Origin of the sequence: Collinsella sp. CLA-AP-H1, from assembly GCF_040092945.1 — a bacterium.
In the GTDB taxonomy this organism is placed as follows: domain Bacteria; phylum Actinomycetota; class Coriobacteriia; order Coriobacteriales; family Coriobacteriaceae; genus Collinsella.
In genome coordinates this window covers 87,707-111,425 of the sequence record NZ_JBBNKO010000004.1, presented here as the reverse complement: position 1 = coordinate 111,425, position 23,719 = coordinate 87,707, and the positions used below count along the sequence as shown (strand labels likewise).

Below are 23,719 nucleotides of genomic sequence, written 5' to 3'. Positions count from 1 at the left end.
GAACGCAAAGCTCTGGTTCAAACGGGAATTGCAGACGGTTGTTTGAAAATAAAAAACCCGGCCTTCCATGGGAAGCCCGGGTATCAAATGCGTGGTAGCCCGTACCAGATTCGAACTGGTGATCTCCGCCTTGAGAGGGCGGCGTCCTAAACCGCTAGACGAACGGGCCATAAGCCTCAGCAGAAAAGAAGTGGTAGCCCGTACCAGATTCGAACTGGTGATCTCCGCCTTGAGAGGGCGGCGTCCTAAACCGCTAGACGAACGGGCCACATGACATCTGCACTGCCGTGCTTCGAGGAAATATATTACGGGACAAAAAACGTCAGCGCAAGAAGAAATTCCAAATTGCCGAAAAATTGTCGGCAGGTTATGGAACACGCAGGTAAACTGGGTAGCTAATTCAAGTTGAGATGGACCAAAAGAGCTTCGCGATCGTTGGGGATGTTGTCATCGATCACGGCGTCGAGAGCGGCGTTGAGTAGCTGGCCTAGCTCGGGCCCCGGCTTCACACCGGCACGGATCAGGTCGCCGCCGTTGATGGCGAGCATCTTGAGCGTATAGGGCTCCCCTGCCTTCAGCAGCTCGTGCGCCATCGCGCGCATTTCCTCAATCGTCTCAACGTAATAGAAGCACGACGGGGCCTTGCCGAGCGTGTCAGCACGCTTAAGGTCCATGAGCTCGTCAATCAGACGGGCCGTGTCGACGCCCTCGCCAGAAAGCGCACACATCATATTGAGCAGGCAGGATCGCTCGGGACGCAGCGGTTTGTCGTGATATTTGATGAGCAGGCACACGTCGTGCACCAGGTCGTGCGAGAGAGCCAGGCGATCCATAGTGACGCGCGCTTTCTTGGCGCCGAGCTCGGGATGACCGTAGAAGTGTCCGCTGCCGGCGTGATCGACCGTAAAGCACTCGGGCTTGGAGACATCGTGCAAAAACGCCGCCCACATAAGGCTCGACGATGGCGCGACGCCGTCGCACAGCGCCAGCTCCCCTGCCACTGTCAGCACACGGGCGATATGCTCGTAGACGTTAAACGCATGGTAGACACTTCGCTGATCAAACCCGCGACCCGCTGCCAACTCGGGCACAGCGGCACAGATGAGCTCGGGATAGCGAAGCATCGCGTCTCCCCCATGACCGGTCGAAAGAATGCCCTCGAGCTCAATACCCACACGCTCGCGCGCCACGGCATCGAGCAGCGGCGCGCACTCGGCAAGCGCACGCTTAGTCTCGGGCTCAATCATAAAGTCCAGACGGCAGGCAAAGCGCACCGCACGCAGCATGCGCAGGGCGTCCTCGTTAAAGCGACGCTTGGGATCACCGACAGCGCGAATCAGCTTGCGCTCCAGATCACCCTGGCCGTCGTAGCGGTCGACAAGCCCGCGCTCGGGATGCCAGGCCATAGCGTTGACGGTAAAGTCGCGGCGCGCCAGATCGTCCTCGAGCGAGGCGGCACGCTCCACACTCTGAGGATGGCGCCCATCGGTGTAAAAGCCATCCAGGCGGTACGTGGTGACCTCGATACGCTCGCCATCGGAAATAGCCGTGATTCCGCCAAATTTAATGCCCGACTCCACGACCGCGATATCAGCGGCCTCGAGCGCCGCTTTGGACTCCTGCCACAGGCCGCTACAGCACATATCAACATCGTGGCTGGGGCGCCCCATCAGGGCGTCGCGCACCCAACCGCCTACGTACCAAGCCTCAAGACCAGCCGCCTCAAGCGCGCGCAGGACGCGCAGGGAGGCATCGGACGGTTGCGTACCGTTGAGCGAAACATTGCACATGCCTATGGCCTCCTGCACTTGTGAGCGTTAATCGATGGTTCTCAAAAAGTCTAACAAGAAACGAGAAAGCGCGCACACGCAATCGCGTCGTCAATTCGATAAAACGAGACAGCAGACGCCACATACGTTCAGCGCGCAAAAAACACCCGCCCTGGTAATCCAAAGCGGGTGTTCGGCAACGATGTATCGATGCGGCTAGCAAACCTGGCGAACCTCGATGTGCTTCTTATATTCGTCCACCTTGGCAAAATCGCCCAGACCGGGGCACTCGACCACGTTGGCGCCGGTGGCCATCGACAGGCGCAGGGCGTCCTCAACACGCTCGGGGGCGTCGTGCCACACGGACAGGAAGGCAGCGAGCGAGGAATCGCCGGCGCAGACGGTCGACAGCAGTTTGACCTCAAAGGTGCGGTTGGCAAACCAGATATGCTCGCCGTTGGAGAAGTACGCGCCATCGCCACCAAGGGTCAGCAGCACGTTCTTGGCGCCCTTGGCGTGCAGCGCGGCCATAGCGCCCTTGACAGACTCATCGTCGCCACCGCTCACCTTAATGCCAAAGATATCGAGCAGCTCATCGTCATTGGGCTTGATCAGCAGCGGCTCCATGGCAATGAGGTCTGCCAGCTGATGGCTCGAGATGTCGAGGACGAACTCGGCCCCCTTAGCCTTGACGCGGCGCAGGACCTCGGCCAGGAAGCCCTCGGAAGTGTTGGGGGGCAGCGAGCCGCTGATGACCAGGCAGGTCAGGTCATCGAGCGAATCGATGAGCTCAAACATCTCCTGCTCGTTGGCCTCGTTGATGGCGGCACCGGCGTTGACCATGTTGTACTCGGTGTCGGGGCCGGCATTGAGGAACACGTTGACGCGCGTGATGCCGTCGGTCCACACGGGCTTGACGGGCACGCCCAGGGCCTCGGCGCCCTTGACGATGAACTCGCCCGAGAAGCCAGCGAAGAAGCCCAGGATCGTGGTGTCGACACCGTAGTGATCGAGAGTGAACGAGACGTTAAGACCTTTGCCGTTGGGCGTGTAGACCGCGTTGCGGGTACGCGTGACTGTGTTGGCGGAAAGACCGTCGCAGGCAATGTTGTAGTCAATGGCGGGATTTGCAGTGAGCGTGTAAATCATGAATGTTCCTTTCACGAAGCAACGTGCTAATGAAAGTATATTCCACGCATCGGTAAAAGGCTACAACAACTCGGTGAACGGTGTGGAAGCGATGAAGCACGGCAGGACACCTCTCCCCCATGACGGAACAAAAAAGGCGCCCCGGCCGAAACCGGGGCGCCGCATACGCACGAATATGTCGCGTTTCGATTACTGACGATCGAGCTTGCGAACGGCAACGCGCTTGCTGTACTCGTCGACGTGACCGAAGTCGCCGATGCCGACGGACTCGGCAACGTTGGCGCCGGTGGCCATAGCAAGCTTCATGGCCTCCTCGACGTTGTCGCGATCCCTGTACCACTTGTGCAGGAACGCAGCGAGGGTGCAGTCGCCGGCGCAGACGGAAGAAACCAGTTTGATGTTGAACTCACGCTTGGCGTACCAGATGTCCTCACCGTTGGAGAAGTAAGCGTCACCGCGACTACCACGGGTGAGCAGCACGTTCTGAACGCCAGCGTCGTGAGCCATCTTCATGGCAACGCGAACCTCGTCGTCGGTGTCGACCGGCACGCCGAAGATGGCCTTCATCTCGTGATGGTTCGGCTTGATGAGCAGCGGCTTCTTGTGAGCGAGCTCCTTGAGCTTGTCGGAGGACAGGTCCAGGACGACGTCGGCGCCACGAGCCTGAGCGTGCTCCATGACCTGAGCCAGGAAGTCGGGCGTAGCTTTGGGAGGCACGGATCCGGAGACGATCAGGCACTCAAGATCGCCCGCGGTATCCAGGATGTTGTAGAGCTCCTCCTGGTGCTGCGGCGTAATAGGAGCACCCGGGTTCAGGATGCCGTACTCGTGCTGGCCATCGTTGACGTAGGTGTTAATGCGCGTGATACCGTCGGTCCAGACCGGGCGGCAGAGGCAACCCAGGTTCATGACCTCCTCGACGATAAACTTGCCCGTGAAGCCGGCGAAGAAGCCGAGCGCGACGGTGTCGACGCCCATCTTCTTAAAGGCGAAGGACACGTCGAGGCCCTTGCCGTTAGCCGTGTAGCTGGCCGAGCCGGTGCGGACGTTCTCGTCGGGCTCGAGCGGAGAGCTCGAAACCGTCATGTCGACAGCCGGGTTAGCGGTTAGCGTGTAGAACATTTACAGTACCCCCTGTATATGTGAGGGCCGCGTGGCCGGCCCATTCCAACCACGCGGTTACCTCTGATACCAAATTAGCGAGCTGCGGACTCGAGCAGTGCCTTGACCTCGGCGGCGGTGTTGCAGGCGAGCGCCTTCTCGGCGAGCTCGTCGCACTCGGCCTTGGTCCACTGGCTGATGGTCTTGCGGGCGCGCAGGATCGACGGAGCGCTCATCGAGAACTCCTCCAGGCCCCAGCTGATCAGCAGCGGCTCGAGCAGCGGATCGGCAGCGGCCTCGCCGCACATACCGACCATGATGCCGGCCTTCACGCCGCTCTCGATGATGTTCTTGAGCGAGCGGAGCACGGCGGGATAGTAAACCTGGTACAGGTTGGAGATGGTGTCGTTGCCACGGTCGGCGCACATGGTGTAGCCGATCAGGTCGTTGGTGCCGATGGAGAAGAAGTCGGCAACCTCGGCAAGACGGTCTGCGAGCAGCGAAGCGGCAGGCGTCTCAACCATGATGCCGACCTCGATGTTCTCGTTGAACTTGCGACCCTCTTCGGTCAGCTCGGCCTTGCACTGCTCGACGAGCTCCTTGACAGCCAAGACCTCCTCGACGCAGGTGACGAGCGGGATCATGATCTTGACGTCACCGAAGGCGCTAGCGCGCAGCAGAGCGCGGAGCTGGACCTTGTACTGGTCGGGATTGGCCAGGCAGTAACGCACGGCGCGGAAGCCCATGAAGGGGTTGTCTTCCTTGACCATATGCAGATACGGAATCTCCTTGTCGCCACCCACATCGAGCGTGCGGATGATGACCGGAGCACCCTTGAGCGCGCTGGCGACCTTACGGTAGGCGTTGAACTGCTCCTCCTCGGAAGGAAGCTCAGCGGAGTCCATGAACAGGAACTCGGAGCGGAACAGACCGATGGCCTCGGCGTCGTGATCGAGCGCGTTGGGCACGTCATCGGGGTTACCGATGTTGCAGGCGATGATCTTCTTGATGCCATCGGCAGTCACGGACGGCTTGCCACGGAAGGCCTCGAGGGCTGCCTTCTCGGCAGCGAAGGCCTCGGCCTTAGCGGTGTAGGCGGCGAGCGTCTCCTCGTCGGGATCGGCCTCGACGATACCCTTGCCACCGTCGACGACAACGGTCATACCGTTGCGCAGCGCGGTGCAGCTGTTGGAAACCGAAAGGACAGCCGGGATCTCGAGGGCGCGCGCAATGATCGCGGAGTGCGACGTGCGGCCACCGGTCTCGGTGACGATACCGGCAACGTGGGCCTTATCGATCGTGGCGGTCATGGACGGCGTGAGGTCGTGCACGACAACGACGGTGTTCTCGGGCAGGACGGAGAGGTCGACGACCTCCTTGCCCAGCAACTCGGCCAGAATACCGGTGCGGATGTCGGCGATGTCGGCCGCACGCAGACGGAACATCTCGTCGTCCATGGACAGGAACATGTTCTCGAACATGGTCGAGGTGTCCATGAGCGCCTGCTCGGCGCAGGTACCTCCGTCAATGGCGGCGTTGATGGCGTCGGTCATGCCCGGGTCCTGAGCCAGGACAATGTGTCCGCTCATGATCTCGGCCTCAGCCTCGCCCACCGTCTCCTTCATGTGGTCGGCCTGAGCCTGGGTCTTCTCGCAGAAGACCGAAAGAGCGGACTGATAGCGCTCCTTCTCTGCTGCCGAATCAGCAACCTCGTGCGGCTCAAACGTCAAGTCGGGATCGACGGCAACCATGACGGTGCCGATACCGATGCCCTCGGAAGCGTTGACTCCCTGATACATTCCCATTCCTCTCTCCGTGTCATGTGATAAAGCGTTTTGCCATATCCATGACAAAAGAGCGCAGCTACCTTACAACAGGTCACTGCGCCCCCAAATATGAACTTAGTTGTTCAACATGCGACCCGTTTGAGTTCTACTCGCCAAGACCGCTCTTGATGAGCTCGATGGCAGCAGCCAGAGCCTCGGCCTCGTCAGCGCCGTCGCACTTGACCTCGACCTCGGTGCCGCAGGGGATACCAGCAGCCATGAGGGCCATCGGGGACTTGCCGTTGACCTCCTTCTCGGGGGTGACGACCGTCACGTCACAGGCGTACTTGCCCATGGTGGAGGCGAACAGACCAGCCGGACGCATGTGCAGACCCTGAGGATTAACGAGGGTAGCCTTCTCAGAAACCATAGTTGACTCCTTTTTTGTGTTTAACCCCTGTCATGCATGTGGCAGGAGTCAGATTCACGACGTTGTTTATATTAACTCACATCAAACGGTTTTTCATTGTGTTTCAGACGAATTATTGGACAGATGTGTTTGTCGTCCGCTTGCTCGCCCACAGGGGCCCGTGCGCGGCCTGTGAGATTTCCTGCTCTACAGTCCTGCTCGCACGAAGAGCACATTAAGTGCTCTTCGGCTCGTGCGGAACTCGCGATAAATCTCACAGGCCGCGCGCGGGCCCCTGTGGGCGAGCAAGCTGCGGAAACTCAGTCGGTCCAAAGTAATGTCGGCTGAAAGGAATTCTGGCTGATGATCTGTTCGCGACAAGGACTCGATAGGCGGCCCCCTCTATGCCCTTTTATAAGTTGCGGTGAAATAGGGACTGAATTTGGGGTTGAATCGTTTAAACAGTCCTTATTTCACCGCAACTTATTTGGGGATGAAAAAGGCGGAGACCCTGGGGAGGGACTCCGCCTTATATACAGGGGGCGATGCTATTCGCGTGTTGTGGGATTAGACCAGGCGGGCGTTGATCGTCTTGGCGATCTTGGCGGCGTCGGTGGAACCCTTGACGGTGGCACGGAAGTCCTCGTCCATGAGCGCCTCGGCAACCTTGGACAGGATCTTGAGGTGCGTGGTGCCGGCCTGTGCACCCGGGATAAGCAGGGCAATAGCCACGTTGACGGGAGCGCCGTCCATGGTGTCCCAGCCGGTCACGCCGGACTCGTCCTTGACGACGATGACGGCAGCCTCGGTAATGGCGTCGGATTTGGCATGCGGGATGGCGAAGCCCTCCATCATGCCCGTGGTGCCCTCGGCCTCGCGGGCCAGGAAGGCGTTCATCACGGCGTCGGCGTCGCTTGCGATACCGGCCTTGACGGCCTGGTTGGAAACGAAGCTCAGAGCCTCGTCACGAGAAGCGAAGTCCTCGGCGACAAAGACATTCTCGACCTTCACGAAGTCGGCAGCCTCGGCCTTGGGGGCCTCAACGGGCTTGGCTACAGGAGCGGCCTTCTGGTTCTTCTCGAAGTCGTACTTCTTGAAGGCCACGAACAGGATACCACCGACCACAGCGCCGATGAGGATCGCGAGGACCCACAGCGGACCGTTCTCGACAACGGGCAGGACCAGGAAGCCACCGTGAGGCGCCGGATCGTGAACGTTGAACATAATGGTCAGGATCGAAGCGATAGAGGAACCGAGCATCATGATGGGCATGACGGGCCAGATGTTCTTGGTCATGAACGGAATGGCGCCCTCGGTGATGTGGGTGCAACCAAGGATGAGGTTGACTACACCGGCGTCGTGATCCTCCTGGCTGAAGTACTTCTTGCCGACAACGACGGCGAAGGTGGTGATCAGCGGCGGAACGATGCAGGCGGCGGAAACGGCAGCCATGAAGTTGGTGCCGAAGTTGTAGGTATCGGTGCCAACACCGGCGGCCAGTGCCTCGGTGAGCATAGCGGTCCCGGTAACGTAAGCAGCCTTGTTGACCGGGCCGCCCATGTCAAAGGCGCACATGCAGCCGATGGCAAGACCCAGCACAACGGCGCCAGAGGCGGACAGGCCCTTGAGGAAGTCCATCATGGCGGTGTTGATGGCAGCCATGGGGCCGGAAATGCCGAGCATGACCAGGCCGACGATAGCCGTCGAGAACAGCGGGTACAGGAAGATAGCCTTGAGGCCGTCCAGGTTCTTGGGCAGACCGGCAAAGACCTTCTCGAGCAGCAGGATGACATAACCGGCGAGGAAGCCGCCGACGATGCCGCCCAGGAAGCCGAAGCCCACGCCGGCGCCACCGGCGTCGATCATGCCGGTCTCGGCGTTAACAGGCAGGCCCTGGATGGCGATCATACCGGCAACAAAGCCGGGGACGAGCGCCGGGCGCTTGCCGATGGATTCGGCGATATAGGCTGAAAGCACCGGAACCATGAGGTTCATGGCGATGCCGCCGATGATCTTGAGCATCGCAGCAAAGCTGTTGTAGTCAGACGCCGTCGAATCGAAGGACGTAATGCCCCACAGGAACGAAACGGCGGTCAGAACACCACCGGCAACGACGAAGACCAGCATGTGGCTGACGCCGTTCATGAGGTGCTTGTAGATGATGTGGCCGATGGACTCCTTCTCCTCGACCTCGTCCTCGACATCGGCAGCAGCCGCAACCGTGTCGTCGCCCTTGGCGGCGAGCGCGCGGTCAATCAACTTACCGGCGGCCTCAACGGACAGGGCCTTGGAAACACCAACGGAAACCATGGGCTTGCCGGCGAAACGCTCAGCCTGGACATCCTTGTCGGCTGCGACGACGACGGCCTTGGCACCAGCGATCTCACTCTTGGTGAGCTCGTTCTCGACACCGACCTGGCCATGAGTCTCGACCTTAATGGTCAGACCGCGCTCGGCAGCTGCCTTCTCCAGCGCCTCCTTCGCCATGAAGGTGTGCGCAATGCCGGTCGGGCAACCGGTCGCGGCGATGATGTCAAACTTAGCCATGTGTCCCTCCTTCTTGAGTACAGCGCCCGCGGGCGCTCCCCTACACGCGCTTCGATGCGCGTTTTTCCACAACTGAAAGATACCAACCTACCGTCCGCGTGAGAAGAGACAAGGTGCAATTCTCCGGTGAAAGGTTCTTTCATAACTGTAAACGGTAAGTGAAAGTTTACCATCAACACTTGAAACGGCAAGGTGTATCTTGTAATTGAAAATGCCCGTATACTATGGCATTGCGAATCAAATTAGATTTTCATGCCAACCAGGAGCCATCCATGACCGATAGTAGCAAGAGCGCACTTTCCCTCATTAGTACCCATCAGGGATACAGCGAGTCCGAGCAGCGCATTGTCGACTATATATTGGAGCACCAGTCCGAGGCGCCACGCCTCACGGCCGCTCAGCTCTCGCGCGCCGCCGCCACGTCCGAGGCGACCGTTTCGCGCTTCTGCCGCAAGCTTGGCTTTGGTAGCTTCCGCAGCTTTCAGTTTTCGTTGGCGAGGGATTTGGAAAGCCAGCGTAACGAGGGCCTGACTGACGAGGTCTCGCTCGACAATATGGAGCAGAGCCTCAAGAACATCCTGGCTGCCAAGGTGAGCGAGCTTAATGCGACCATCGACGGCATCGACCACGATACGCTGGCGGCTGTTGTGCATGCCCTTAAGCATGCAGGGGTTATTGAGTTTGCAGCTGTGGGCAATACGAACGCGGTCGCGCTCGATGCGACGTTTAAGTTTTCGCAGCTGGGCCTGCGCTGCATGGCGAGCACCATCAGCGAGACATCAATCGGCTTTGCGCTCACGTTGCGCCCGGGTGACGTCATCGTGCTAATCTCAAACTCCGGCAAATCGCGCCGACTGAATCGCATGGCAAAAGCGGCTCGCAACTGCGGCGCAACCGTAGTCGTCATCAGCAGCGACAGTAAATCCCCGCTCGCGCGCCTGGCAGACTACACTTTTAATACCGTCAACCACGAAGCGCTGCTGACGACAGGCGACTTTGCGTTCTCCAAGATCAGTGCCACGATGATCATCGAAGTCATCTACAACTTCCTGCTGCCCGAGATTGAAGACGCGCGTGAGCATATCAGCTACTACGAGGAGCTCATCCAGCCGGATAAGGTCGTTGAGTAGGTAAATTGGGGAGCCGATAGACGCCCCTCGCCACGAAATCCGCCCATCTACTACGTTTTAACCTCAAGCGCCAACCATACACCCAAAATAGAGAAAACCGCAGGCGTTCTACCTGCGGTTTTCTTTTTGCAATTCTTGGCGTGGTTGCCGATGCCCTGCCAAACGTAGTAGATGGACCCGTTTCGTGGCGGCCGGATTGGACATACATGTGGCGGCTCGGCCTAGGCACGCGCCTCCGCAAGCATCTGTTTGGCGTGCGCCAGGCTTGCCTCGGACTGATCGCCGCTCAACATGCGGGCGATCTCGGCGGTACGCGCTTCGCCGGTTACCTCGTCCAAATGCGTCTGGGGAACATCGCCTGGTTCCTTGCTGACAACATAATGCTTGTCGGCCATGACGGCGACCTGCGCCAAGTGGGTTACGACAATCACCTGATGCGTAGAGGCGAGATCTGCCAGCACGCCCGCGAGTGCACGCGCCGTGGAGCCACCGACACCAGCATCGACCTCGTCAAACACCAGCGTATCGACACCGTCCGCGTTACCGAGGACAACCTTACTTGCCAGCATGACGCGGCTGAGCTCGCCGCCCGACGCAATGCGGCGCAGGGGACGTGGCGTCAAGCCGGCACCGCTGCGGTATAGCAGCTCGTAGCTCGAAGGACCAACGGGCGTCCACTCAGCACGGGGAAGATCGCGCGACTCCCAGACGAGCTCGGCACTACCCATCTCCAAGCGAGCCATCTGGCGGCCGACCTCGTGGCAGAAGCGCGGGGCCGCCGTATTGCGAGCACGCTTAAGTGCCTTGGCAGCGGCAAACAACTCGCGCTCGGCGCTCCCGAGTGCCTCACGCGCCTTTTTGATCTGCTCATCGCCATCATCGACCAGGGACAGCAGTTCTTGCGAGCGATCGCGCATGGCAAAAACATCGTCCATAGTGGGACCCCACTGACGCAACAGACCCTTGAGGTCGGAATACCGCTCACGCATGCGAGCGAGCTCGCGCGGGTCGAAGGCGACGCCATCGCGATAGGAACGAAGCTCGTTCGCGCAATCCTCAAGGGAGATACAGGCATCCGAAAGCGCATCGGCAATGTCGCCGAGTTTGCGATCGACGGTAGCCATGCGGGAAAGTTCTGCCACGGCGCTGTTCACGGCGTCGAGCGCTCCCCCTTCGGAGGCAAGCGATGCATGGGCATCGTTAGCTGTGGCAACCAGTACCTCGGCATGTTCGGAGCGCGGCAGCAGTTCCTCGAGTTCCTCATACTCGCCCGGTTTGGGGTCGACCTCGCCGATGCGCTCGAGGGCAAAGCGCGCCTCCTCGACGCGGCTCCCCTGCGCACGCGAGGCCTCTTCAACACGTCGAACCTCCTTGGCGGCAGCGCGCGATGCCTTAAAGCAGGCGCGGTACGCATCAAGCGCCTCGAGCGCAGAGCGTCCCGCCCACGCATCGACCATCGCAACGTGATGCACCGGATCGAGTAAGCGCTGGTGCTCGTGCTGGCCGCACAGATCCATCATCACGCCGACGCGCTCCGAAAGCTCGCGCACACTGGCGATGCGGCCGTCAATCTTCACACGGCTGCGGCCCTCGGCAGAAAGGCTGCGCTGCACGGTAAAACCCTCCGTGTCGTGCGGCCCGTCGAAGAGTCGTGCCTCGACGCTCGCGAGCGCCTCGCCCTCGCGCACCGTCGACGAATCCGCGCGCTCGCCCAAAATAAGTTTGAGGGCCGAGAGCAGCGCGGTCTTGCCGGCACCGGTCTCGCCGGTCAGGACAGTCAGGCCGGCACTCGGCACCAACGTCGCCTCGCGAATGAGTGCAATGTTAGAAACCTGCAGCTCATCGATCATGACGCACTCCGTAGAACACACGGCTCACCGAGTTATAGAAGCTCTCGGGGCCGTAATCCAGCAGCAGCACATCACCGGGACCGCGACGCACAGCCACGCTCTCGACCGTGCCATCGCAGGTAATAAACTGTCCATCGATGGCGATCGCCGGCACGCTCGGGCGATCATCGGACATAAAGATTTCGACGACATCACTCGGCGAAGTCAAGAAGGCACGGGCCTGAATGGTGTGCGGCGCAATGGGTACGCAGACCATGCCCGTATAGTCGGGGCTCACGATGGGGCCACCGGCACTGAGCGCGTAACCCGTAGAACCAGTCGCCGTGGACACGACCACGCCGTCGCCACGCAGTCGATCGATATGGTGGCCCGACACCGTGATGTCAAACTCGACCATATCGGACAGGGGGCCGCGCGTAAGCGCCATGTCGTTGAGGGCGAAGGTGCGCACGACATCCTTCGTACCGTCTTCGCGCACGGACACGATATCCGCGGCGATGGTGGCGCGACGGCTCACGTGCAGCTCGCCGGAAAGGGCGTCGCTCACGACCTGCAGAATGTCGCGCTCCTCGGGGCTCGCAGCAGTTAAAAAGCCCAGGTGACCATAGGAAAGACCGAGGATAGGAATCTCGCGATGGTTGAGGATGCGGGCAGCGCGCAGCAACGTACCGTCACCGCCGAGCGTAATGACCAGATCGGAGCCGTCAATATGAGGCGTGCTTTGAATCTTCGATCGCTGGTCGGCAGCCCATGCGACCTCATAGCCCTGGCGCGTCAGCCAAAGCTCGAGCATCAGGCCGCTCTCGACCGCCTCTTGCTTGTAGTAATTGGGAACCAGAAAGACCTTCATAGCGTTGCAGCTTTCTCGCTCAAAACCGATACCTTGGATTTCAGCTCGTCGTCGGTGCGTTCACCGGGGGCGAACCTCGTGCCGTACAGGAAAAACTCAACGTTGCCCTTGGCACCATGAATGGGTGACACGCACACATCGACCGGGAACAGCCCCTTGGCAGCAAAGAGTTCAACCGCCGCCACGAGCGTATCGCGGCGCACGGCGGGATCGGTCACAATGCCGCCCTCACCCACCAACGCCGCCGGAGCCTCAAACTGCGGCTTTACGAGCGTGCAGAATGCACCCGTAGGCGCCAGGCATGCCAGCACCGCATCGATAATATTCGCGATGCTGGTAAACGAGACATCACACACTGCCAGGTCGATGGCGCCGGCATAGCCAAGCTCAGGCAGCTGCGTCACGTTTGTGCGCTCATGCAGCGTCACGCGATCGTCCTGACGCAACGACCAATCGAACTGGGCGCGACCCACGTCCACCGAGACAACGGTCTCAGCTCCGCGCTTGAGCAGGCAATCGGTAAAGCCGCCGGTAGAGCAGCCCACATCCAGACAGGCAAGGCCCGTCGGATTGATACCAAACGCATCAAGCGCGCCTTCGAGCTTAAGACCGCCGCGGCCAACATATGGAATGCGCCCCTTCATGTGCAACGGCAGACCCGGGGTCACCTTAAGGCCCGGCGAAGTCAAGCGCTCACCGCCACTCGAGACCAAGCCGGCCATAAGAGTGCGAAGGGCATCCGCGCGATCGGCGCAGATGCCCTGTGAAATCAGTTCGTCATCAAGACGCACGCGTTTCATGAATGCCATCAACCATTCGTATCCGGAGATGCGGCCTAGCTATCCTGGGATTCGTTTGCTGCATCCTCATCGTATTCCTGCTCGAGCTTGTCGGCCTCACGCGGCGTCAACTCAAACTTGTCGACCATATCGACCGCGCGGGAGCCCAGCTCAATCGCTTCGTCAAACAAATCGAGTGAACGCTCCAAGGAGGTATCCTTGGAGCGAACGGTAGCGATGATCTGGTCCAAGCGGTCCGAGATCTCGTCGAAATTGCGGACGGAACCCTCTGGCATGGCTACTCCTCGACGGAGTCGACAACAGCCTCGGCGGCGTCCGCATCCTCGGCCAGCACGCCAGCCTCAGCCTGGGCAACCGCAACCTTGGCGGCAGCCTCGGCAGCCTGCGCCTCCTCGCGAGCGCGATCTTCGGCCAGCAGCTCCTGGTACAGGTCCTCGCCCGGCAGCTCCTCGCTGCGAGCGATCTTGCCCAGCACGCCGTTGACGAACGACGCGGACTGGTCGGTGCCATAGGCCTTGGCAAGCTCGACAGCCTCGTTGATCACGATGGCGTCCGAGACCTCCTCGTCGGTGAGGAAACGCATCTCGTAAACGGCGATACGCAGCAGGTTGCGGTCGGCGCCGGGCATGCGCATAAGATCCCAGTTCTTGGCAACAGAGCGCAGAGCACAGTCGATGCGGTCGATATGCTCGTAGGCACCGCGGCACAGCTCCAGCGCATAGGGGTCGAGGGGACCCTTCGAGATCAGGAAATCACCCTCGAGGACGCGCTCGAGCGGGCCGTCCGTGGCCTCGGCCTGGAACAGAAGCTGAAGCGCCTGACTGCGGGCAAGCGTGCGCCCGCGATAAACCTTAAGGCTCAAAGGTTACTCCTTGGGGAAAACGAGGCCGTCGATGCAAATGTCAACGCGCTCGACCTCAACGCCAACCTGGGCATCGATGGCGGCGACCACGGCGGCGCGAACGGCCTCGGCGAGTTTCTTGAACGGATAGCCAAAGAACACCACGACACGCACGGTGAGTACGAGCTTGTCGCCGATGACCTCGGCCTCGACCGCCGGCTCGGAAGCCGGGGCCTTGGACGAGAGCATCATGGAGACAAGGTTGGTGGCAAGGTCCTTGACGCCAACGGAGGCGATGCCCTCGACATCCGACACGGCGCGCGAAACGATGGCGGTCAGAACATCGGGCGAAATGCCGATGCCGTCAATCTTGATTTCCTGGGGCATGAGTCCTCCTAGAAGAGTTGGTGCTAGACGCGGGAGACGAACTTGCCGTCGCGGGTGTCAACCTTGATGACCTCGCCCTCGTTGAGGTACATGGGGACCTGGATGACAGCGCCGGTGTCGATCGTGGCCGGCTTGGTGGAACCCTGGACGGTGTCGCCCTTAAAGCCCGGGTCGGTCTGGACGATGGTGGTCTCGATGAACATCGGCGGGGTCACGCCCATGAGCTCATCGTCGGCAAAGAGCAGCTGGCAGATGTCGTTCTCGCGCAGCCACTTGGAGTTCTCGCCCACCATGTCCTCGGGAACGGGAACCTGCTCATAGGTCTCGTTGTCCATGAAGATGTAGTCGGCGCCATCGTTGTAGAGGTACTGGAACTCACGGGTGGTGAGCATGACGCTCTCGAACTTGGTGCCGGCGTTGCAGGTGTTCTCGACGACACGGCCGCTCTTGATGTCGCGGGTCTTGTAGCGCACAAACGCGCCGCCCTTGCCCGGCTTGACATGCTGGAACTCGACGATGGTGTAGACCTTGTCCTTGATGCGGAGACCGAGGCCGTTCTTGAAGTCGGCGGTAGAAATGGTAGGCATAGCGACCTTTCTTGTTATGGGCAGAACGCACAAGCGTCCAAATTACATACGACCGAAATTATACACTTGCTGACGGCGCCTGCAGCGAGCGCATAAAAAGAGAACGCGGGGCGTCCGAATCGATCCGGACGCCCCGCCCCAAAAATCTATCGAAATGGGCTAGCAATCGATGACGTGCAGGTCGTGCGGGGTCTTGGTGAAGGGCTCGTAGCCGTTCTCGGTGACCACGCCGTAGTCCTCCAGACGCACGCCGCCCACACCGGGCAGATACACGCCGGGCTCCATGGTGATAACCGAGCCGACCTCGATGGTGTTCTTGCTACGGTTGAAGTTGGGCAGCTCATGGATGTCGATGCCCACGCCGTGGCCCAGGCCATGGTTGTAGTAATCGCCATAGCCGGCATCGCCGATGATCTTCTTGGAAAGCTTGAAAATGTCGTTACCCTCGACGCCCGGATGGATGGCGGCGACGCACTCCTCGTGGGTGCGGCGCACGAGCGCGTACAGGTCGAGCTGCTCCTGGGTAGGCTCGCCCATCACGACGGTGCGCGTCATGTCGGAACGATAATCGCAGTAGCCCGCACCGTAATCCATGAGGACGAAGTCGCCCTTCTCGATCACGCGGTCACTCGGCACGGCATGCGGGTTGGCGGTATTGGGGCCGCTTGCCACGATGGAGCCGAAGGCCAAGCTGTCGGCGCCGTTGGCGAACATAAAGTTCTCGAGCTCGTTGCGAACCTGCTTCTCGGTCATACCAGGCTTAATAAAGCCGAGCATATGCTGGAAGGCGGCATCGGTGATCGACTGCGCATGGCGCATGAGCTCGATCTCCTCGGCGTCCTTGATGGCGCGCATCTTGCGGATGTCGTCATGCATCAGCGGCAACATGCAGGCGACGGAACGGTCCTCCAGACCACGCTGAATACCCTGGTAGAAGTTGATCTGCATGTCGTCCTCGACAGCGCAGACGCGGCACTTGTTGGCCGCAATCTTGCCGGCGACCCAACCGGGGATGGTGCCCTCGTCCATGTCGTAGACCCAGGGGCTGCCGGCGGGCGTGTTCTCCTCAAAGCTGTTGAGGTAGCGCGAGTCGGTATGGAACAGGCACTGGTCAGCCGTAATAAACGCCGCGTGCGGGAACTCGAAGGTGTAGTCGAAGACGCCCTTCACGCCCGTGAGCCAACGAAGATTGGCCTCGTCGCGTACCACGATGGCGTCGTAGCCGCGCTCGACCATCAGGGCACGGACACGTTCGATACGACCGGCAGGACCGGCAGCAAACTCAGACATGCAGATTCCTTTCTTATTGTCTCAAAAAGTGCGGGACGGGTCTCAACCGAACGACGGAATCGCATGCGATCCGCAACCGATTGAAAACCCGCCCCTCAACATGATACGAAAGACGATGGATGTCAATAAATCTTAGAGAAGTTCTTTGCGAGAAGCCAAGTAGGCGTGAACATGGCGCTCAAGAACCTCGTCCTCAACGCTCGTTAGACGAATGGCGCCGAGTGCCGCGGGCAGCGGCAACATGCTACGGTTTGAGCGGGCGAACTGCTGCCTGCGGAACTCCTCGATATATGCGGTAGGCTCCAGATCGAAGGCAAGTTCCTCGATACCAAAGTCCTCCAGGCAGTCATCGACCTCAAAGACGTAATCGATATCGAAGTCGCAGGCATCATGTGCTAGGCGCGCCTCAAAGCGCATGCCCTCGGATAACAGCTGATAGGCAGGGACCTGCGAAGCCGCATCGCCCAAGCAGGCGCGCAGGGTACGCTCCCCCGTCTTGCCAAAATCGAGCGCATGGCGAGCACTCGGGTTCGTGGCCATCAGTACGTCCTTGCGGGCAGTCTGAGACCATTGAACGGCATTGACGAGCGCGACCTCCTCGCCCGCGAGAATCTCGGGGACGGTCTCAGTAAACTGATTCCAGCGGGACTTACTGCTCGAAAGCATGGTGCCAACAAGTACCACATAGCCGAGCTTGAGGTCCTCGGGGTCCGCCTCGCGAACAAGGTCGAGGTCACACACGACCAAGCCCGGTTCGGGACGGAACGCGATGGCGGGAAGCGCATTGGCCGACGAGGCGACGAGCGGCTTCATGGTCGTCGCGACCGTGAGCATGGCGTCGAAGGTCGTCGGCAGCAGCGCGCACTCGGTGCGACCGCACCACTGGTTGGCGCACCAGCTAACAACCGAGCAGGTTGCGGCATCGCCAACGGCGACAACCAGATCGTCGCAGGTAACGCCGTTGGCAGACAGGGCGCCAAAGATCGCATCGGCATCGGCCAGCGTGGCACCAGCAGGCGAAACCTCGAGGACTAGCAGCGACACGGCAAAACCGGCGTCGACCAGCGCATGCTCGACGACCTCACCAAAACGCTCGGATGTGGCGTCGTTCCAAACGACCATCGCGCGCTTAGGCTTGCCCACAGCCGAGGCAAACATGCGCGACAACTCCTCGAACGCGCCCAATCCGACACGGACATCGACGCTGCGGTTTTGGAAATTGATCAGTTGACGGCGAATCATAGCAGCCCACGCTCCAAAAGCATCTCGGCACAAAGGTAGGAAACGTCCTCGAAGGACTTGTTGCGAATATCAAGGGTAAGGTCGGCGGCCTGGCGATACAGCGGACGGCGATGCTCAAACAGGCGCGCGGCATGCTCGGGCGAGCGGAAATCGGGGCGCGTATCGGACCGACGAATCTGGCGAATCGAATCCTCAAAGTCGCCCTCGAGGTAAACGCACGTACCCATTTCGTGCATCAGTTCAATATTCACCGGCGTTTCGACGATACCGCCCCCGCACGAAACCAACAGGCTGCGCTCACTTTGGAGCGAACGGAGCGCCGAGGTCTCGAGCTCGCGAAAACGATCCTCGCCCTCGGTCTCAAAAATCTCGGTTACCGACTTGCCGCAACGACGCACGACCAGGCGGTCGGTATCGATAAAACGCCGCTTGAACATGGTGCCCACGTTGCGCGCGAGCGTCGATTTGCCCGCGCCCAAAAAGCCGATAAAGAAGATATGGTCGCAGCCGTGTTTGGTGTGCTGGGACATGACGAGACCTATTCCTCGCAGGGAAGGTCGCGCAGGGCCCGGCGCTCAAAGATACGAAAGATCTGCGTATACCACAGGTCCTGCGTCGCCTGCGGCTTAACCAAGATGGTATCGACGCCGGCGAAGTTGCCGCTCCACACGTCCGTGTAGAGCTGATCACCGATCAGCACCGCCTCGTCGGCTGTGGCGCAGAGGCGCTTAAGGCCCGCCTTGAGGGCAAACGGCGCCGGCTTCATGGCGTGGCTGATGGCCTCGAGTCCCAGCTCGCGCGCAGAGCTCATGACCTGGTCGCGATGCCAGTTGTTGGACACCATGCACAGCTTAAAGCCTTTGGCGCGGGCGGCATCGAGCCAAGCGGAAACCGCGGCGGGAACCTGCTCGGTGTCGCGCGGCACCAAGGTGTTATCGCGATCGAGCAGAATGGCGCGTTTGCCGTCGGCCCACAGGGTATTAAGGTCGATGCGATCGACCGAGGCAACGTATCGTTTGGGGCTAAAAATCCTCATGCTAATTCCAAGACTGTTGATGCTCTTCGTAGGTTTGCGAGAAGTACTCCTCGTCCTGCGTAATGTAGAAATACAGGTCATCAGAGTCGGTCGGCTCAAGGGTGGCCTTGAGCGCCTCGAGCGACGGAGAGCAGATGGGCGTGGGCGGCAGGCCCTCATGCTTATAGGTGTTATACGGACTATCGCTCTGCAGGTCGTCGGCGGTAACCTCGTCACCGGTGACATACATCATAGTCGCATCGCTATTGAGATAGCGCAGGCCATCGAGCTTGCCGGCAAGGCGGTTGTAGAAAACCGAGGCCACATGCGCACGTTGATCGGCGTTGAGGCCCTCGCGCTCAACGATAGAGGCCAAGTTGACGATGTCGTAGTCGGACATCTCCACACCGTAGCGTTCCTTGATCTTGGCTTCGCAGCTCGCAAAGTCAAGCGACTTGTACTCGGTCTTAAACTGATCGAGCATAGCGCGAATCACGCCATCGGCCGTCGGCGAATCACCCAACGAATAGGTCTTGGGGAACAAGAAACCCTCGAGCGAGTCGTTAGCGGCACCCTTAAGGAAGCTATAGTCGTCCACGTAGTTGGAGGCCTTGGCCTGGTTGAGGAAGTCTTCCTTAGAGATGCTGTCGTAGGCCTGGGCCACACGGTCGGCGACTTGATCGACCGTCAAGCCCTCAGGGATAGTCAGCGCATTGGAGCCCGCATTGGGGCCTTCCATGAGCTGCTGAACAACCTTGGTCGCATCCATGAGTGTGGTGAACGAATAATCACCTGGCTTGAGCGACATATCGGCGTTGAGCTTTTTCACCGCCGCATAGTAATCCTTGGGATTTTCTACGATATGGTTCTCGGAGAGAATCGAGGCGATGCTGTCACCCGAGGCACCATCGGGAATGGTCACCGTAACCTGCTGACCAGCCGTAACCTTCGTATCCTCACCGGCAAAGAAACCCTTGACGGCCGGCACGACAAAGAAAGCGATCGCGGCAAGCGCGAGCACCGCCAACACAACGCCGATGATCATGGGAACCGGAGAACTCTTCTTTTGAGCACCGCGACGAGCATGCGTGTTGTAGCTCGAGCGGGTCGCCGGAGCAACGCCATGCGAACCACGAGCGTGATGCGAATGCGATTGGGGGGCCTGCGTTCGCTGGGTAGGTGCCTGCTGCTTAAAGCGGGTGCCGCCTGCACGCTGGGCCGTACGAGCAGTGGGCTGCTGAGCCGCGTGAGAAGCCGAATGCTGAACCGAACGAGCAGAAGGCTGCTGACCCGTCCGTTGAACAGGTTGGGCCGAACGAGAGAAGGACTGCGCCGGGCGCGCGGCAGGCTGAGCTGCGCGCTGCGTCGGCTGTGCCGGACGCTGGCCAGGCTGGGCAGGGCGCGACGCCGGCTGCTGTGTACGATTCGGCTGGCGCGGATCGGAAGCACTAGGCATGCGAAACCTCCTCGTTTTTACGATCGAGCCACGTCTGCAAAAACAGGCTGGCGGCAATCATGTCGATCTTGCCCCTCATCTGCTTTTCGTTGAGTCCCTGCTCGCGCAGGATACGCTTGGCCTCTTGCGAGGACAGACGCTCGTCCTCAAACTCCAACGGAAGATCGAGCTCGTCGGCAATCTTTTGCGCCACAGCGGCAACGCGCTCGGCCTGAGGGCCGGGCTCACCGGCCATGGTCAGGGGACGTCCGCTTACCAGGATGTCGGGCTCATAGTCCTCAACCAGGTAGCGGAACGTCTTGGCCATACCGGTGACCTCGGCAGCCGGAAGCACCTTGACAGGCATCGCCATCTTGCCATCACGGCTCGAGACGGCGATTCCAATCCTGGTCTCCCCTATGTCCAGCGCAAGCGCAACCACAGCGACTTCTTAGATTCTTAGGCGCCGAGCGCGGTCTTAGCGGCCGCGAGGGCATCGGCGATGCCGGCGGCGTTCTTGCCACCGGCCTGGGCCATGTTGGGACGACCGCCACCGCGACCGTCGACCAGACCCGCGATCTGCTTGATCACGTTACCGGCGTGGAAACCGGCCTTGACGGCGTCATCGGAGCCGGCAGCGAGCAGGGCCGGAGTGCCCTTCTCAGTCACGCTGGCGACGACACAAGCAACAGGGCCGGCGACCTTCTGATGCACGGTATCCCATACGTTGCGCAGGTCGGCAGCCTCAAGGCCCTGGAGCTCAGCGACAACGAGCTTATAGCCGTCGAGCTCGACGGCGCCCTCGATGGCGCTGGAGATGGCGTCGGAGGAGCCACCGGTCAGAGCCTTCTTGAGCTTATTGGACGTCTCGCGCAGCTCGGCCTGCAGGTTCTCCACGCGGGCGGGAACCTCGTCTACGCGGCACTTGAGCGCAGCGGCGGCGGCGTCGACGAGCGCCAGGCGGTCGGCCATATAGTCGAGAGCACCCTTAGAGGTCACGGCCTCGATACGGCGGACATTGGAGCCCGTAGAGGACTCGGAAATGATCTTGAACAGGCCAATCTCAGCAGTGTTGCCAGCGTGCGTGCCACCGCAGAGCTCGCGGGAGAACGGCTGGTCCTCGGCGCCCACGGAGACGACGCGGACGACATCGCCGTACTTCTCGCCAAACAGAGCGACAGCGCCGGCGGCCTTAGCCTCGTCGATGCCCATGACACGGGTCACGACCGGCTTGGAAGCGAAGATCTGCTGGTTAACCAGGTCCTCGACAGCCTTGAGCTGCTCGGAGGACAGAGCCTCGAAGTGCGTGAAGTCAAAGCGCAGGTGCTCGGGCGTCACCAGCGAGCCGGCCTGGGAGACGTGCTCGCCCAGGACCTGCTTAAGGGCGGCGTCGAGCAGGTGCGTGGCGGTGTGGTTGCGGCGCAGGAAGCCACGGCGCTCGGCGTCGAGCGCGGCGGTAACAGCGGCACCGACAGTCAGCGTGCCATCGGCAACGTGCGCGACGTGGGCATACAGGCCGTTGTGGTTCTTGGTATCGGAAACGGTCAGCAAAACGCCCTCGGCGGAAAGCTCGCCGGTATCGCCCTGCTGGCCACCCATCTCGGCATAGAACGGAGTGCGGTCGAGCACGACCTCGACGTCCTCGCCGGCGGCAGCGGACTCGACGGACTCGCCGTTGCGCACGATGGCAACAACCTTGGCGCCCTCGATCACATCGTTGTCATAGCCGTCGAACTCAGTCGCGGCGACCTTGTCGGAAAGCTCGACCCAAACGTCGTTGAAGCTGCCCCAGGCGTCGCCTTTGGCATTGGCGCGGGCGCGGGCCTTCTGGTCCTCCATGCAGGCAGTGAAGCCGTCCATATCGACATCGTGGCCAGCGGTGCCGGCGATCTCGACGGTCAGGTCGATGGGGAAACCAAAGGTGTCGTGCAGCTTAAAGGCAACGTCGCCCGGAAGCACAGCGCCCTCGGCAAGCGCTGCCAGGGCCTCGTCCAGATAGACGCGGCCGTTGTCGAGCGTCGTGGAGAAGCGCTCCTCCTCGGAGGCGACGATACCCTTGACGAGCGCGACATTCTTGAGCAGCTCGGGATAAGCCTCGCCCATCTGAGCGTTAACCTCGTCGATGAACTTGGTCAGGAAGGCGCCCTCGATGCCCAGCAGGCGACCGTGGAACACGGCACGACGGAGCAGGCGGCGAAGGACGTACTCGCGACCCTCGTTACCGGGAAGGATGCCGTCCGAGATCATAAAGTCGACGGCACGGGAGTGGTCGGCGATGATACGCAGGGAGCGGCTGGCGCCAGAGTAATCGTCGGCGTCATAGGTCTTGCCGCTAATCTTCTCGCCCAGCTTGATGAGATGCTGCATCAGATCGCCGTCGTAGTTGGCGGTCTTGTGCTGCATGATGGCGGCCATGCGCTCCAGGCCCATGCCCGTATCGAGGTTGCGGTGCGGCAGCTCCGGCATGGAGCCGTCCTCCTGGCGGTCATACTGGGTAAAGACGAGGTTCCAGAACTCCAGGAAGCGGTCGCAGTCGCAACCGGGCTTGCAGTCGGGGCTGCCGCAACCGACCTCCTCGCCCATGTCAAAGTAGATCTCGGAGCACGGACCGCAGGGGCCGGTGGGGCCAGCGGCCCAGAAGTTGTCATCCTCGCCCAGGCGGGAGATGTGGTCCTCGGCAACGCCCAGAGAGCGCCACACATCGTGAGTCTCGTCGTCCTCGGTAAAGACGGTGAAGTACAGGCGGTCGAGCGGCAGCTTGAACTCCTTGGTGATGAGCTCAAAGGCCCAGGCGCAAGCCTGCTCCTTGGAGACGCCGCCAAAAGAGAAATCGCCGAGCATCTCGAAGAACGACAGGTGACGGCCGTCCTCGCCGATGCAATCGATGTCGTTGGTGCGGACGCACTTCTGGCAGGAGATCGCGCCGATCTCCTTCATGGTCTTCTTGCCCTGGTAGTACTCCTTAAACTGGTTCATGCCGGCGTTGGCAAGCAGCAGCGAAGGATCGTCGGGAACAAGAGACGAAGAAGGATAGAGCTTAAGACCGCGCTCCTCAAAGAAGTTGAGGAACTTGGAGCGGATCTCGGCCGTAGTCATTGACGGGTAGTCAGCACTCATAGAGGGAATCTCCTCGGTTTCACATCGAAACAGTTCAAACGTAACGATATTACCATCCCGCCGCGTAAGTGCAAAAAAGAGGGCCGCCAAACAGCGACCCTCCAGCGAAAGTGCACGTTATTCAGTACTGTGCGATCCTTTGAAAAAGGACTGCTGTAGAATTACATATAAGAGTCACCCGGAAGGAGCGATCGATGAAAAGTAAACGATTTGTCCTGAATGCACTTCTGGTACTAGCACTTTTAGCGCTCTTGGCCTTCTCCTGCTGGTACGCAAACCAACCAGCATTTGGCTACGTATTGTATGCAGTAATGTCCGGCGATAAGGCTTATTACACTCTACGCGCAATTGACGTTCTCTTTTTCTATGTAGCCGGCCCCTTATCAATCGCTTTGCTCGCGTTTATTGTCATTTACAACTTCAAGAAACGTTAA

General features: G+C 60.4%; 22 protein-coding genes and 2 tRNA genes. 2 read left to right on the top strand and 22 right to left on the bottom strand.

The window, feature by feature from the left end:
• Positions 1–92: 92 nt before the first annotated feature.
• The 8 genes from AAAV44_RS03665 to AAAV44_RS03630 all read right to left on the bottom strand — a co-directional run bounded on the left by AAAV44_RS03665 (position 93) and on the right by AAAV44_RS03630 (position 8,741).
• A tRNA-Glu gene (locus tag AAAV44_RS03665) sits at positions 93–169 on the bottom strand.
• A gap of 22 nt (positions 170–191) precedes the next feature.
• A tRNA-Glu gene (locus AAAV44_RS03660) sits at positions 192–268 on the bottom strand.
• A gap of 127 nt (positions 269–395) precedes the next feature.
• Complete coding sequence (locus AAAV44_RS03655; RefSeq protein WP_349114601.1) at positions 396–1,790, bottom strand: HD domain-containing protein; 1,395 nt, start codon at positions 1,788–1,790, stop codon at positions 396–398.
• Between the two features lie 195 nt (positions 1,791–1,985).
• Positions 1,986–2,918, bottom strand: a complete 933-nt coding sequence (locus AAAV44_RS03650) for a 1-phosphofructokinase (protein WP_349114600.1) — start codon at positions 2,916–2,918, stop codon at positions 1,986–1,988.
• 189 nt (positions 2,919–3,107) lie between these two features.
• Complete coding sequence (locus AAAV44_RS03645; protein WP_006233969.1) at positions 3,108–4,040, bottom strand: 1-phosphofructokinase family hexose kinase; 933 nt, start codon at positions 4,038–4,040, stop codon at positions 3,108–3,110.
• Between the two features lie 74 nt (positions 4,041–4,114).
• Entirely contained in the window at positions 4,115–5,818 is a 1,704-nt protein-coding gene (gene ptsP, locus AAAV44_RS03640) for a phosphoenolpyruvate--protein phosphotransferase (RefSeq protein ID WP_035138206.1), read from the bottom strand.
• 133 nt (positions 5,819–5,951) lie between these two features.
• A complete protein-coding gene (locus AAAV44_RS03635) occupies positions 5,952–6,215 on the bottom strand; it encodes an HPr family phosphocarrier protein (RefSeq protein WP_022094575.1) in 264 nt (87 codons plus the stop codon).
• Between the two features lie 546 nt (positions 6,216–6,761).
• A complete protein-coding gene (locus tag AAAV44_RS03630) occupies positions 6,762–8,741 on the bottom strand; it encodes a fructose-specific PTS transporter subunit EIIC (protein ID WP_349114599.1) in 1,980 nt (659 codons plus the stop codon).
• 272 nt (positions 8,742–9,013) lie between these two features.
• Here AAAV44_RS03630 and AAAV44_RS03625 point away from each other — a divergent pair, with 272 nt between their 5' ends.
• Positions 9,014–9,871: a MurR/RpiR family transcriptional regulator gene (locus tag AAAV44_RS03625; RefSeq protein ID WP_226790721.1), complete on the top strand. Its 858-nt coding sequence runs from the start codon at positions 9,014–9,016 to the stop codon at positions 9,869–9,871.
• A gap of 221 nt (positions 9,872–10,092) precedes the next feature.
• Here the strand turns inward: AAAV44_RS03625 and AAAV44_RS03620 are convergent, their stop codons facing one another.
• The 14 genes from AAAV44_RS03620 to alaS all read right to left on the bottom strand — a co-directional run bounded on the left by AAAV44_RS03620 (position 10,093) and on the right by alaS (position 23,285).
• Entirely contained in the window at positions 10,093–11,721 is a 1,629-nt protein-coding gene (locus AAAV44_RS03620; RefSeq protein ID WP_349114597.1) for a DNA repair protein RecN, read from the bottom strand.
• Positions 11,711–12,571, bottom strand: a complete 861-nt coding sequence (locus tag AAAV44_RS03615) for an NAD(+)/NADH kinase (protein WP_349114596.1) — start codon at positions 12,569–12,571, stop codon at positions 11,711–11,713. Before AAAV44_RS03615 ends, AAAV44_RS03620 begins: the two co-directional genes overlap by 11 nt.
• Positions 12,568–13,371, bottom strand: coding sequence for a TlyA family RNA methyltransferase (locus tag AAAV44_RS03610; protein WP_349114653.1), 804 nt, complete (start codon positions 13,369–13,371; stop codon positions 12,568–12,570). The genes AAAV44_RS03615 and AAAV44_RS03610 overlap by 4 nt, the downstream gene beginning before the upstream one ends.
• Positions 13,372–13,406: 35 nt before the next feature.
• Positions 13,407–13,646 carry an exodeoxyribonuclease VII small subunit gene (locus AAAV44_RS03605; RefSeq protein WP_006233978.1) on the bottom strand — a complete coding sequence of 80 codons (240 nt, stop codon included), beginning with the start codon at positions 13,644–13,646 and terminating at the stop codon, positions 13,407–13,409.
• Positions 13,647–13,648: 2 nt separating this feature from the next.
• Entirely contained in the window at positions 13,649–14,233 is a 585-nt protein-coding gene (nusB, locus tag AAAV44_RS03600) for a transcription antitermination factor NusB (RefSeq protein ID WP_349114594.1), read from the bottom strand.
• Between the two features lie 3 nt (positions 14,234–14,236).
• Positions 14,237–14,599, bottom strand: a complete 363-nt coding sequence (locus tag AAAV44_RS03595) for an Asp23/Gls24 family envelope stress response protein (RefSeq protein ID WP_349114593.1) — start codon at positions 14,597–14,599, stop codon at positions 14,237–14,239.
• 23 nt (positions 14,600–14,622) lie between these two features.
• Positions 14,623–15,186: an elongation factor P gene (efp, locus tag AAAV44_RS03590; protein WP_117806186.1), complete on the bottom strand. Its 564-nt coding sequence runs from the start codon at positions 15,184–15,186 to the stop codon at positions 14,623–14,625.
• A gap of 159 nt (positions 15,187–15,345) precedes the next feature.
• On the bottom strand, positions 15,346–16,476 hold the full coding sequence (locus AAAV44_RS03585; protein ID WP_117769618.1) for a Xaa-Pro peptidase family protein: 1,131 nt from the start codon (positions 16,474–16,476) through the stop codon (positions 15,346–15,348).
• A 132-nt stretch (positions 16,477–16,608) separates the two neighbouring features.
• Positions 16,609–17,718, bottom strand: coding sequence for a hypothetical protein (locus AAAV44_RS03580; RefSeq protein WP_347486468.1), 1,110 nt, complete (start codon positions 17,716–17,718; stop codon positions 16,609–16,611).
• Positions 17,715–18,248, bottom strand: a complete 534-nt coding sequence (locus AAAV44_RS03575) for a shikimate kinase (protein ID WP_006233986.1) — start codon at positions 18,246–18,248, stop codon at positions 17,715–17,717. Before AAAV44_RS03575 ends, AAAV44_RS03580 begins: the two co-directional genes overlap by 4 nt.
• 8 nt (positions 18,249–18,256) lie before the next feature.
• The gene (locus AAAV44_RS03570; RefSeq protein WP_349114592.1) at positions 18,257–18,754 is read right to left on the bottom strand and encodes a YqeG family HAD IIIA-type phosphatase; all 498 of its coding nucleotides are present in this window, start codon (positions 18,752–18,754) and stop codon (positions 18,257–18,259) included.
• Position 18,755: 1 nt separating this feature from the next.
• Positions 18,756–20,189, bottom strand: coding sequence for an endolytic transglycosylase MltG (gene mltG, locus AAAV44_RS03565; protein ID WP_349114591.1), 1,434 nt, complete (start codon positions 20,187–20,189; stop codon positions 18,756–18,758).
• Positions 20,182–20,610 carry a Holliday junction resolvase RuvX gene (gene ruvX / locus AAAV44_RS03560; RefSeq protein WP_035138185.1) on the bottom strand — a complete coding sequence of 143 codons (429 nt, stop codon included), beginning with the start codon at positions 20,608–20,610 and terminating at the stop codon, positions 20,182–20,184. Before ruvX ends, mltG begins: the two co-directional genes overlap by 8 nt.
• Before the next feature lie 17 nt (positions 20,611–20,627).
• A complete protein-coding gene (gene alaS, locus AAAV44_RS03555) occupies positions 20,628–23,285 on the bottom strand; it encodes an alanine--tRNA ligase (protein ID WP_349114590.1) in 2,658 nt (885 codons plus the stop codon).
• A gap of 194 nt (positions 23,286–23,479) precedes the next feature.
• Here alaS and AAAV44_RS03550 point away from each other — a divergent pair, with 194 nt between their 5' ends.
• On the top strand, positions 23,480–23,719 hold the full coding sequence (locus AAAV44_RS03550; protein WP_055250466.1) for a hypothetical protein: 240 nt from the start codon (positions 23,480–23,482) through the stop codon (positions 23,717–23,719).